The 12,192-nt window shown below is 74.6% G+C and carries 7 protein-coding genes; 6 read left to right on the top strand and 1 reads right to left on the bottom strand.

The annotated features are described in order from the left end of the window. Positions 1-3: 3 nt before the first annotated feature. Positions 4-1,485, bottom strand: coding sequence for an MFS transporter (locus ACWCRA_RS22145; protein ID WP_451068403.1), 1,482 nt, complete (start codon positions 1,483-1,485; stop codon positions 4-6). A gap of 421 nt (positions 1,486-1,906) precedes the next feature. Here ACWCRA_RS22145 and ACWCRA_RS22140 point away from each other — a divergent pair, with 421 nt between their 5' ends. The 6 genes from ACWCRA_RS22140 to ACWCRA_RS22115 all read left to right on the top strand — a co-directional run bounded on the left by ACWCRA_RS22140 (position 1,907) and on the right by ACWCRA_RS22115 (position 12,161). Further along, the gene (locus ACWCRA_RS22140; RefSeq protein ID WP_451068402.1) at positions 1,907-2,890 is read left to right on the top strand and encodes a FecCD family ABC transporter permease; all 984 of its coding nucleotides are present in this window, start codon (positions 1,907-1,909) and stop codon (positions 2,888-2,890) included. After that, positions 2,887-3,957, top strand: a complete 1,071-nt coding sequence (locus ACWCRA_RS22135) for a FecCD family ABC transporter permease (protein ID WP_351554567.1) — start codon at positions 2,887-2,889, stop codon at positions 3,955-3,957. Before ACWCRA_RS22140 ends, ACWCRA_RS22135 begins: the two co-directional genes overlap by 4 nt. Before the next feature lie 70 nt (positions 3,958-4,027). Further along, positions 4,028-4,894 (top strand): ABC transporter ATP-binding protein, encoded by an 867-nt coding sequence (locus tag ACWCRA_RS22130; protein WP_351554564.1) that lies wholly within the window; start codon positions 4,028-4,030, stop codon positions 4,892-4,894. A gap of 596 nt (positions 4,895-5,490) precedes the next feature. Next, positions 5,491-6,858: a salicylate synthase gene (locus tag ACWCRA_RS22125; protein WP_451068401.1), complete on the top strand. Its 1,368-nt coding sequence runs from the start codon at positions 5,491-5,493 to the stop codon at positions 6,856-6,858. 24 nt (positions 6,859-6,882) lie between these two features. Further along, positions 6,883-10,533: a non-ribosomal peptide synthetase gene (locus ACWCRA_RS22120; RefSeq protein ID WP_451068400.1), complete on the top strand. Its 3,651-nt coding sequence runs from the start codon at positions 6,883-6,885 to the stop codon at positions 10,531-10,533. After that, positions 10,530-12,161 (top strand): (2,3-dihydroxybenzoyl)adenylate synthase, encoded by a 1,632-nt coding sequence (locus ACWCRA_RS22115; protein ID WP_451068399.1) that lies wholly within the window; start codon positions 10,530-10,532, stop codon positions 12,159-12,161. Before ACWCRA_RS22120 ends, ACWCRA_RS22115 begins: the two co-directional genes overlap by 4 nt. Positions 12,162-12,192: the final 31 nt, after the last annotated feature.

The following is a 12,192-nucleotide window of genomic DNA, read 5'->3' as shown; positions in this document are numbered from 1 at the left end:
CGCTCAGGACGCCGCGGCCGGCTTCTCCCGGGGGAGGGAGACCGCGGTGAGCAGCGCGGCGGCGACCAGGAGCCCGCCGGCGACCAGAAAGGCCCGGCCGTACCCCGCCGCCAGCGCCTCCTGGGCCGTGCCGCCCGCGTTCCCGGAGGCGCGGCCGGCGCTGAGCGCCAGGGTGGACAGCACCGCGAGGCCGATGCTGCCACCGCACTGGCGGCTGGCGTTGAGCAGCCCGCTGGCCAGCCCGGCCTCCTCGGGCGCCACCCCCGATGTGCCCATATAGGTGTTGGTGACCATGCTCAGCCCGATGCCCACACTCGCCACCAGGGACGGGCCGAGGAAGCCCCCGGCGAAGGTCGACGTCGGCGCCATGGTGCTGAACCACACCATGCCCGTGCCGCCCAGCAGCAGCCCGCCGACGATCAGGGTCCTGCGGTCCACCCGTCGCACCAGGCGCATGCCCAGGGTGCTGCCGGCCACGGCCCCGCAGCAGAACGGGAGGAACGCCGCGCCGGCCTCCATGGGCCCGTACCCCAGCACGTTCTGGAGGAACAGCGAGGCGAAGTAGAAGCCGGCCACCATCCCGGCGCCCACCAGCAGCCCCGTCACATTGGAGAGCCAGACGGTCCGGCTGCGGAAGATCCCCAGCCGGACGATCGGCGCGGGACAGCGGCGCTCCCACCAGACGAAGACGGCGCCGAGCACCACCGCCAGCCCCAGCACCGACAGGGTGCGGACCGAGTCCCAGGCGTGGTGCTCGGTGCCCAGCACGCCGTGGGCGGCCGCGGTCATCGCCGCCGTGACGAGCACCGCGCCCGGCACGTCGAGCCGCGCCCGGCCGCCGGTGCGGCGGTCCCGCACCGATGCCAGGGCGATCGGCAGGGTCAGGGCGACCAGTGGCACATTGATGAGCAGGACCCACCGCCAGCCCAGCAGATCGGTCAGCAGCCCGCCCGCCAGCACGCCCAGCGCGGTGCCGGAGCCGGCCACCGTGGCCCAGACACCGACCGCCCGGGAGCGGGCCGGCCCCTCGGCGAAGGTCACCAGGATGACGGTCAGCCCGATCGGGGCGAGCACGGCGCCCGCCAGCCCCTGGCCCGCGCGGGCCGCGATCAGCTGCGCCGGGTTCTGCGCGAGGCCGCCGAGCAGTGAGGCGACGCCGAAGAGCACCAGACCGGCGGCCATGGTGCGCCGGTGCCCGAAGAGATCCGCCAGCCGGCCGCCCAGCAGGAGCAGCCCGCCGAAGACCAGGGTGTAGGCGTTCACCACCCACGACAGTCCGCCGGGGGAGAAGCCGAGGTCGCGGCTGATCTCCGGCAGCGCCACATTCACCACGCTGATGTCCAGCACCACGATCAGCTGGGACAGGCACACCGCCGCCAGCACCAGCCCGGTGCGGGGCCCGGGGCCCGGTGTCGCTTCCGCCGCCCCGGGCGGCGCGCCGGGCGCCGTACCCCTGGCGGGGGAGTGTCCGGCGGAATCACCCACGGTTGCCTCCTGTGTACCTGGCCGCACTGCTCGGGTAAGGTATGCCTAACTTACCTGCTGTGCAAGGGTGCTCGATCGACACGGCGTCCAACTGGCGGGCAGGCCAAGTTGATTCGCTCATACAAGGATGATTAGGCTTGCCTAATCAAGATCGCATGCAGGGTGTCGGGTGGAATGGGGGAGGCCGGGTGGCTGAGTCATGGTGCCGCTCCGCCGGTACGGAGGCGGCCGGGTGGTGAGGCCGCGCGGTCGGACCGCGTCCGCCCCCACCGCGTCGCCGGCAGGGCCGCGCAAGCGGCCCGGGACGGGATCGCATCCCTCGGAGAGCCGTTTACCGGACCCGGCCCGGAGCGCCGGACCCCCGGAGGGGGCGGCGGCGCGGCACCCCGCCCGGGCCACGGGCCGCCGCCGGGCGGCGGCGGTGCGCTGGAGCGGGCTGGCCGCCGCCCTGGTGGCGCTGGCGGCCGTCTGTGTGCTGAGCCTCGCCGTCGGCGCGCGGAGCATTCCGTTCGCCACCGTGTGGGAGGTGCTGGCCCACGGCCGGGGCGGTGAGGAGAGCTTCGTCGTACGGGAGCTGCGGCTCCCGAGGACCGTGCTCGGACTGCTCGCCGGGGCCGCCCTCGGGCTCGCCGGAGCGCTGATGCAGGGGCTGACCCGCAATCCGCTGGCCGACCCGGGGCTGCTCGGTGTGAACAACGGGGCGGCGGCGGCCGTGGTGGTGGCGATCTCCGTGCTGGGCCTCGGATCGCCCGTCGGCTACGTCTGGTTCGCCTTCCTGGGCGCCGCCGTGGCGTACACCGCCGTCTATCTGCTCGGCTCGACCGGGCGGGCGGCGACACCCGACCGGATGGTCCTCGCCGGGGCCGCGGTCAACGCCTCCCTGGTCGCCTTCGTCTCCGCCGTGGTGATCCACGACCCCGCCACCTTCGACGAGTTCCGCTTCTGGGCGGTGGGGTCACTCGCCGGGCGGGACCTCGATGTGGCGTTCCAGGTGGGCCCGCTGATCCTGCTGGGTGTGGTGATCGCGCTGAGCCTGGCCCGGCCGCTGAACGCGCTGGCGCTGGGCGACGAGACGGGCCGGGCGCTGGGCGCGCGGACCGAGCGGACCCGGATCGCCGGTGCCGTCGCGATCGCCCTGCTCTGCGGGGGAGCGACCGCCGTCGCGGGGCCCATCGCCTTCATCGGTCTGGCGGTGCCGCACATCGTCCGCATGGTCACCGGCCCGGATCAGCGCTGGGTGATGGCCTATTCGCTGGTACTGGCGCCGGTCCTGCTGCTGGGCGCCGATGTCGTGGGGCGGCTGCTCGCCGCCCCGGGAGAGCTGGAGGCGGGTATCGTCACCGCATTCCTGGGCGCGCCGGTCTTCATCGCGCTCAGCCGCCGACGCAGGATCACCGCCCTGTGAGCGCCGTACGGGAGCGCCGGCCCGCTGTCCGGCCGGTCACCGGCGAGGTGTTCCGCACCCGCGCGGGCGGCGTCTCGCTCCGCTTCCACCGGCGCACGTTCACCGTGGCCGCGCTGCTGGCCCTGGTGACCGCGGTGGTGGGTGTCGTCAGTCTGACCACCGGCAGCTACCGCGCCTCGGTCCCCGACGTGGTCGCGACCCTGCTCGGCGGCGGACCCGCCGGGCTGGACTTCATCGTCAACGAACTGCGGCTGCCCCGGCTGCTGGTGGCCGTGATGGTCGGTCTCGCGCTGGGCATCAGCGGGGCGATGTTCCAGAGCATCTCCCGCAATCCGCTGGGCAGCCCGGACATCATCGGCTTCACCGTCGGCTCCGCCTCCGGCGCCCTGGTGGTGATCCTGCTGCTGGACGGTGGTGTCCAGGCCATAGCCGCCGGCGCGGTCGGCGGCGGCCTCGCCACCGCCGCGCTCGTCTACGCGCTCGCCTTCCGCCGGGGTGTGCAGGGGTTCCGGCTCATCCTGACCGGCATCGGCACCACCGCCATGCTGGCCTCGCTCAACGCCTATCTGCTCTCCCGCGCCGCGCTCGCCGACGCGCAGACGGCCCAGCTCTGGCTGACCGGAAGCCTGAACGGACGGCGCTGGGAGCACGCCGGGCCGCTGGCCCTCGCGCTGCTGGTGCTGGTGCCCGCCGCCCTCTTCCTCGGCCGCCGGATGACACTGCTCGAAATGGGGGACGACGCGGCCCGCGCCCGCGGGGTGCCCGCCGAGCCGACCCGGCTCACCCTGCTGGTGGTGAGTGTCGCGCTCACCGCGGTGGCCACCGCCACGGCGGGGCCGATCGCCTTCGTGGCGCTCGCCGCCCCGCAACTGGCCCGCCGGCTGACCCGCTCACCCGGCGCCGGCCTGGTGACCGCCGGGCTGATGGGCGCCCTGCTGCTGGCCGCCAGCGATCTGGCGGCGCAGCGGGTACTGGCCCCGACCCAACTGCCGGTGGGGATCGGCACCGCCGCGCTCGGCGGACTGTATCTCGCCTGGCTGCTGGGCCGGGAATGGCGGAACCGGTGAGCGCGCGCCCCGGCCGGGGCCGTACGGCAGACCACTTCGGGCACCACCAGGGAAGCGGACAGGACACGACATGAACGACTCCGCGCACAGCGTCCGGCTGCACGGCGAGGGGCTGACCCTGGCCTATGACGAGCGAGTGGTCGTCGACGGCCTCGACGTCGCCGTACCGGACGGCTCCTTCACGGTCATCATCGGCCCGAACGCGTGCGGGAAGTCCACCCTGCTCAAGGCGCTCTCCCGGATGATCAGGCCCCGGGCCGGGGCCGTCCACCTGGACGCGGCGCCCATCTCCTCGTACTCCGCCAAGGAAGTGGCGCGGCTGCTCGGCCTGCTCCCGCAGACCTCCACCGCCCCGGGCGGGATCACGGTGGGGGACCTGGTCGCGCGGGGCCGCTATCCGCACCAGCGGATGCTGCGCCAGTGGTCCACCGCGGACGAGGACGCGGTGGTCGGGGCGATGGAGATGACCGGAGTCCTGGAACTGGCCGACCGCTTCGTGGAGGAGCTCTCCGGCGGGCAGCGCCAGCGGGTCTGGCTCGCCATGGTCCTCGCCCAGCAGACCGGGATTCTCCTGCTGGACGAGCCCACCACCTTTCTCGACCTCGCCCATCAGATCGAGGTGCTCGACCTCTGCTGGGATCTGCACCGCACACGGGGGCACACCCTGGTCCTGGTGCTGCACGACCTCAACCAGGCCTGCCGCTACGCCACCCATCTGATCGTGATGAAGGACGGCCGGATCGCCGCCCAGGGCGATCCCGCCGAGATCGTCACGGCTGAGCTGGTGCGGGAGGTGTTCGGGCTGTCCTGCCGGATCATCCCCGATCCCGAGGTGGGCACTCCGCTGGTGGTGCCCTCGGCCCGCCCCGACGACCCGCGCCGGCTGCGCTCCGCGCCGGCCGCTGCGCTCACCGCCGCCGACACCCGGCGCGGCTGACCTCCGTCCGCCTCCGTTCCGGCCGGGCCCGCGCGGGCGGTCGCGGAACACCCCCCGCTGTGGAGTGCCGGGGGCGGGACCGTCGCGTGCACCCTGTTCCGGGAGGGTGTTCCGGGGCTCCGGAGGGGTGCGTTCCACCGGCGTCGCACGGTGCGTCAATGTCGCTGTGACGATGGTCATTTGGCCGATGACCAGTGGTGCGCACGGAAGAGATTAGGTTAGACTAACCTTACTATCCGCTGGTCGGGTGGTGGCACGGGTAACCCAGGCCGACGACGTGAGGATCTCGTCCATGACGACGAACCCCTTTGACGACGACAGTGGAACCTTTCACACCCCGCTCAACCAGGAATGCCAGGGGACCGGTACGCGGCCGATGAGCCCGATCGGACGGACGGCCCGCCACGCGCGGAGCCGTGCGCACCTCTGAGATCACCAGTACCGCTGAGCCGGTCATAGGCAATACCTCTCATCAGCAGGTGTCGACCTGCGTTTGAGCCGTCCAGAAAATCTGTCTGTCACGGCGCACTCAGTGCTGCCAGAAGAGGACTTCCCATGCGGACCACGGAGCACCGTCAGCATGCGGTGAGCGTGCGGTGACCACTCTCTCCGATCGATTCGACTACCGGGCCGGCGCCGTCGCCGCCCTCGGCGACCCTCTCGCGGTCGCCGCCTCCCTGGCCAAGGGAGCCACCGCCCCCTATGTGCTGTTCGAGCGCGGCGGCCAGTGGTCCTTCGGCTCCGGGGCGGCCTATGAACTGCTGCTCCACCCCGACCGCATCGAGGTGCGGTCCGGCTCCGGCACAACCGTCACCCCCACCGGGCCCGACCCGCTCCAGCAGGTCGCGGAGCTGCTCGCCGAGTGCCCGCTGCCCGGCTGGCGCGCCTACGGCTGGGCCGGCTTCGAGCTGTCGTATCTGCTGCACGGCCTGCCCGGGCTGATCGGCTCCGAGCCACTGCTGCACTTGATCGTCCCCGAGCGGGAGGTGCGCTGCCGGGAGGGCGAGGCGGCCCTGCGGGCCGTGGACCCGGGGGACCTGCCCGCGCTGGAGGCCCTGGTCGCCGAGGGACCGGCGCCCGCCCCGGGCCGGCCGCTGGAGCTGGACGAGAGCGAGTCGGGCGACCAGTACCGCAAGGCCGTCGCCGCCGCCGTCGACGACATCAGGGCCCAGCGGCTCCAGAAGGTCATCCTCTCCAGGATCGTCCCGGTGCCCCAGGACATCGACCTGGCCGCCACCTACCTCCTGGGCCGCCGGGGCAACGACCCCGCCCGCTCCTTCATGCTGGACCTGGGAGTGCACCGGGCGGCCGGGTTCAGCCCGGAGACCGTGGTCGAGGTGGACCCGGACGGCTGGGTCTCCACCCAGCCCCTGGCCGGTACCAGAGCCCTCTCCGGCGACGCGGACGCCGACCGGGGCCGGCACGAGGAACTCCTCGGCGACCCCAAGGAGATATTCGAGCACGCGATCTCCGTCAAGGCGGCCTGCGAAGAGCTGTACACGATGTGCGAGCGCGACTCCGTCGTCGTGAACGAGTTCATGACGGTCCGGGAGCGCGGCAGCGTCCAGCACCTCGCCTCCCGGGCCGGCGGGCAGCTCGCCCCCGGCCGCAACGCCTGGCACGCGCTGGCCGGGCTCTTCCCGGCGGTCACGGCCTCCGGCCTGCCCAAGGCCGCCGCCTGCACCACCATCCACCAGTACGAGAACAGCCCGAGGGGGCTGTACAGCGGCGCCGTCCTCACCGTCGACGCCGATGGCTCCCTCGACGCCGCCCTCGTCCTGCGGACGGTCTTCCAGCGCGACGGCCGCACCTGGCTGCGCGCGGGCGCCGGAATCGTCGAACACTCCACTCCGGAACGCGAGTTCGAGGAGACCTGCGAGAAGCTCCGCAGCACCAGCAGATTCCTCGTCCCCTCGACGCCGTCCGACACCGGCCGCCCCGCGGGGCCCCGGCGACCCGCGTAACCGCGATTCGGGAGCAGCTGACTGATGAGCCCACACGACCTGACCCCCGACGGCCTGCGCCGGGTGATCGCCGAACTGGTCGAGGAGGAACCGGAGTCGATCGACCCCGATGCCAACCTCTTCGCGCTGGGGCTGGCCTCCATCGAGGTGATGCGCCTGGTCGGCGGATGGCGCCGGGCCGGACTGACGGTGAACTTCGCCGAGCTGGCCGAGCAGCCCACGCTGGCGGGATGGACCGGGCTGGTCGCCGCCCGGAGCCCGGCCGCGGCGCAGCCGCCGCGGACCGCCGCCCCGGAGCCGCCGGCGGAGCCCGGCGACCCGGACGCCGAGTTCCCGCTCGCGGTGATGCAGCACGCGTACTGGGTCGGACGGACGGACGGGCAGCGGCTCGGCGGGGTCGCGGCGCACCTCTACACCGAGTTCGACACCGCCCCGGGCGGCGGGGTCGACCCCGGGCGCCTGGGGGCCGCGCTGGAGCGGCTGGTGGAGCGGCACGCGATGCTGCGCGCCCACTTCACCGACGACGGGCGGCAGCGGATCGGGGCCCGCTCCGGCTGGCGCGGGCTGACCGTGCACGATCTGCGCGGCCTCGACGGGCCCGCGGTCGGCAAGCGGCTCGAACACACCCGGGACCTCCTCTCCCACCAGATGCTCCGCATCGACCGGGGCGAGGTCTTCTCCACCGCGCTCAGCCTGCTCCCCGGCGACCGGACCCGGCTGCACCTCGATGTCGACATGGTCGCCGCCGACGCGGTCAGCTACCGGCTGCTCCTGGCCGACCTCGCCCGGCTGCACACCGATCCGGACACCGAGCTGCCCGCCATCGGCTACGGCTACCGCCAGTACCGGGCGGCCCGGCCCGGCAGCCGTGCCACGGCCGCCGCCCGGGCCGCCCGCTACTGGGCGGACCGGCTGCCCGAGCTGCCCGGCGCACCGGAGCTGCCGCTCGCGGCGGCCACCGGGGACCGCCCCGCCGCCCGGGTCACCCGCCGCCACTTCGTCCTCGGCCCCGACGGCCGCCGCCGGCTCACCGAGGCCGCCCGGCGGCGCGGACTGACCCCGGCGATGGCCGTGGCCACCGCCTTCGCCGAGGTCGTCGGGGCCTGGTCCGCCCAGCCCCGGTTCCTGCTCAATGTGCCGCTGTTCGACCGCGAGCCGCTCCACCCGGACATCGACCGCGTCGTCGGCGACTTCACCGGCTCGGTCCTGCTCGACGTGGACCTCTCCCGGCCGCTGCCGTTCGTGGAGCGGGCCCGCGCCGTCCAGGCCCGGATGCACGCCGACATGGCCCACGCCGACCACTCCGGCGTCGAGGTGCTGCGCGACCTCTCCCGGCGGGCCGGGGAACAGGTCCTGGCCCCCGTGGTCTTCACCAGCGCCCTCAATCTGGGCGAGCTGTTCCACCCCGCCGTGCGCACCGCCTTCGGCGAGCCGGTGTGGATCGTCTCCCAGGGCCCCCAGGTGCTGCTCGACGCCCAGATCACCGAACTCGGCGGCGGTCTGCTGGTGAACTGGGACATCCGGGAGGACGAACTCGCCCCCGGAGTGGCCCCGGCGATGTTCGCCGCCTTCGAACAGCTGGTGCGCCGGCTCACCGAGTCCGGGCCCGCCTGGGACCTCCCGGTCGACGGACTGCTGCCCGCCGCCCAGCTCACCGCCCGTGAGCGGGCCAACGACACCGCCCGCCCGCGCCGTGACCGGCCACTGCACCAGGACTTCTTCGACCGGGCCGGTACGCACCCCGAGGCGCCCGCGCTCCTCTGGGGCGAGGACGGAGTCCTGACCCACGGCGAACTCGCCGACCGGGCGCTGCGGGTGGCGCAGGCGCTGCGGAACCGGGGAGTGGGCCCGGGCGACCGGGTCGGGGTGACCCTGCCGAAGGGCCCGGACCAGGCCGTCGCGGTCCTCGGAGCGCTCGCCGCAGGCGCCGCCTATGTGCCGCTGGGGGTGGAGCAGCCGCCCGCGCGCGCCGCCCGTATCACCGCGGCCGCCGGGTTCGCCGCCGTCATCGCCGAGCGCGGCGGGGCCGGGAGCGGAAGCGGGGACGACGGCGCCGGTACGGTCCGCGCGCTGACCCTGGCCGAGGCGCTCGCCGAAATCCCCCCGGGGGCCGCGCCCGCGCCGTACACGGGCGACCCCGAGCACCCCGCGTATCTGCTCTTCACCTCCGGCTCCACCGGAGAGCCCAAGGGCGTCGACGTGCCGCACCGGGCCGCCGTGAACACCCTCGACGACCTCGTCGAGCGCTACGCCCTGGGCCCGGACGACCGCACCCTGGCCCTCTCCGCGCTCGACTTCGACCTCTCGGTCTTCGATCTGTTCGCCCCGCTCTCCACCGGCGGCGCCGTGGTCTGGCCGGGCCAGGACGACCGCCGCGACGCCCGGAGCTGGGCCGAGCTGGTCAACCGGCACCGGGTCACGGTCCTCAACTGTGTGCCCGCGCTGCTCGACATGCTGCTCACCACCGGGGAGGAGCTGGGCACCTCCCTGCGGCTGGTGCTGCTCGGCGGCGACCGGATCGCCCCCGAACTGCCCGGCCGGCTGGGCGATGCCGTCCCCGGCTGCCGCTTCGTGGGCCTCGGCGGCACCACCGAGACCGCCATCCACTCCACCGTCCGCGAGGTGGACACCGTACCCGCGCACTGGCACTCCGTCCCGTACGGAACGCCGCTGGGCAATGTGGTCTGCCGGGTGGTGGACCCCCTCGGCCGGGACTGTCCCGACTGGGTCCCCGGCGAGCTGTGGATCGGCGGCGACGGTGTCGCCCTGGGGTACCGGGGCGATCCCGGGCGCACCGCCGACCGCTTCGTCCAGCACCTGGGCCGGCGCTGGTACCGCACCGGCGACCAGGCCCGCTACACCCCCGCCGACGGCATCGAGTTCCTCGGCCGCCGCGACCACCAGGTGAAGATCCGCGGCTTCCGGATCGAGCTGGGCGAGGTGGAGGCCGCCCTCGCCGCCGACCCCCGGGTCCGCTCCGCCGTGGCCCTCGCCACCGGCACACCCGCCGCCCTCGTCGCGGCCGTCGTCCCCGCCGCGGCGGACGCCGGCCGGGAACCCGCTCCCGGCGCGGAGCCCGCGCCGGACCCCGGCGCCGGCCGGGACCCGGAATCCGCCCCGGACCGGGGCGCCGGACCCGGCGGCGGACCGGACCACGGCCCCGAGGCCCTCCGGGAGGCCCTGCGCGCCCTGCTGCCCCCGCACATGGTGCCCGACCGGATCACCTTCCTGGAGGCCCTGCCGCTCACCGCCAACGGCAAGACCGACCGCGCCGCCGTCGCCGCCCTCACCGGACGGGACCGCTCCGGCCGCGCCCGTACCGCACCGTCCACCCCCCTGGAGCGCGCCGTCGCCCACATCTGGGAGGAGACCCTCGCCGTCCGGGACATCCCCGCCGACGAGGAGCTCTTCGCCCTCGGCGGCGACTCGGTCCGCGCCACCGGCATCGTCGCCCGCATCCGGGAGGACCTGGACGCCCCCCAGGCGTCCGTGCGGATGCTGTTCGCCGCCCCCACCGTCGCCGGGCTGGCCCGTGCGCTGGCCGCCGCCCACCCCGACCCCGGGCGGCTCGACCGGGTGGCACGGCTCTTCCTCGACATCGAGGCCCTCTCCGACGACGAGGTCGCCGCCCGGCTGGAAGCCGCCGGCACCCCGGACGCGGGGGAGGGGCGATGAGCGCCGCGACCGGGGACCCCGGACCCGCCTTCACCCCCTGGCCCGGCGCGGACGCCGCGCGCTACCGCGGCCTCGGCCACTGGCGCGGCACCGCGCTCGGGGAGCTGCTGCGCACCTGGGCCGCCCGCTCCGGCGGACACACCGCCGTGATCGCCGGCTCCGAACGGCTCACCTACACCGAGCTGGACGAACGCGCCGACCGGCTCGCCGCCGGTCTGATCGCCCTCGGTGTCGAGCCCGGCGACCGGGTCCTGGTCCAGCTCCCCAACACCACCGACTTCGTGGTGCTGCTCTTCGCGCTGACCCGCTGCGCCGCCGTACCCGTCCTCACCCTGCCCGCCCACCGCCGCTCCGAGATCGCCCATCTCGCGGCCCTCTCCGAGGCCGTCGCCTATGTCGTCCCCGACCGGCACGCGGGCTTCGACCACCGGGAGCTGGCCGCCGAGGTCGCCGGGCTCGTCCCGACCCTGCGGCACATCCTGGTCGCCGGGGACCCCGGGCCCTTCACGGCGCTGCGCGACGTGACGGCGGAGCCCGGTCCGCTGCCCGCGCCGGACCCGGCCGCCCCCGCCGTGCTGCTGGTCTCCGGCGGCACCACCGGCAAGCCGAAACTCATCCCCCGCACCCACGACGACTACGCCTACAACGCCCGTGCCAGCGCCGAGGTCTGCGGACTGACCGCCGCCGACGTCTATCTCGCCGCCCTGCCCGTCGCCCACAACTTCCCCCTCGCCTGCCCCGGGCTGCTCGGTGTGCTCGGCACCGGCGGCACCGTGGTGCTCGCCCCCGCGCCCAGCCCCGATGTGGCCTTCCCCCTCATCGAGCGCGAACGGGTCACCGTGACCGCGCTGGTGCCGCCGATGGCCCGGATGTGGACCGAGGCCACCGAGTGGGCCCCCGAGGACCTCTCCTCGCTCCGGCTGCTCCAGGTCGGCGGGGCCAGACTGGACGCCGATCTCGCCCGGCGCATCCCGCCCGCCCTCGGGTGCGCGCTGCAACAGGTCTTCGGCATGGCCGAGGGGCTGCTCAGCTACACCCGGCCGGAGGACCCCGACGAGACGGTCGCCACCACCCAGGGCCGTCCGCTCAGCCCGGAGGACGAGGTGCGCGTCCTGGACCGCGACGGCGCCCCGGTGCCGCCCGGCACCGTGGGGGAGCTGTGGGCCAGGGGTCCGTACACCCTGCGCGGCTACTACCGCGCGGCCCGCCACAACGCGGGCGCCTTCTCGCCCGATGGCTTCTTCCGCACCGGCGACCTGGTGCGCCGGCTGCCCAGCGGCCATCTCGTCGTCGAGGGCCGGGCCAAGGACGTCGTCAACCGGGGCGGTGAGAACGTCTCCGCCACCGAACTGGAGGAGCACCTCCTCACCCATCCGGCCCTCTCCCAGGCCGCGGTCGTCGCCCTGCCCGACGAGAGCCTCGGCGAACTGGTCTGCGCCGTGGTCACCCTCGCCCCCGGTGCCGCCCGGCCCAGGCTCAAGGAGCTGCGCGCCCATCTCGCCGGGTGCGGCCTCGCCGACTTCATGCACCCCGACCGGCTGGAGGTGCTCGACACCCTCCCGCTCACCGCGGTCGGCAAGATCAGCAAACGCGACCTGGTGACCCGGCTCACCGAGGGCTCCGGCTGAGTGCCGCCCTCGCCCCACCGATCTGACCGAA

The organism is Streptomyces sp. NPDC001889 (assembly GCF_053594535.1).
Note: the sequence above shows the minus strand (reverse complement) of the source record. Positions and strands in the feature narration are given on the sequence as shown.

What these genes read in the sequence shown, in the direction of transcription:
- ACWCRA_RS22130 (WP_351554564.1), top strand. Translation starts at nt 4,028, where the DNA reads ATGAACGACTCCGCGCACAGCGTCCGGCTGCACGGCGAGGGGCTGACC.
- ACWCRA_RS22120 (WP_451068400.1), top strand. Translation starts at nt 6,883, where the DNA reads ATGAGCCCACACGACCTGACCCCCGACGGCCTGCGCCGGGTGATCGCC.
- ACWCRA_RS22115 (WP_451068399.1), top strand. Translation starts at nt 10,530, where the DNA reads ATGAGCGCCGCGACCGGGGACCCCGGACCCGCCTTCACCCCCTGGCCC.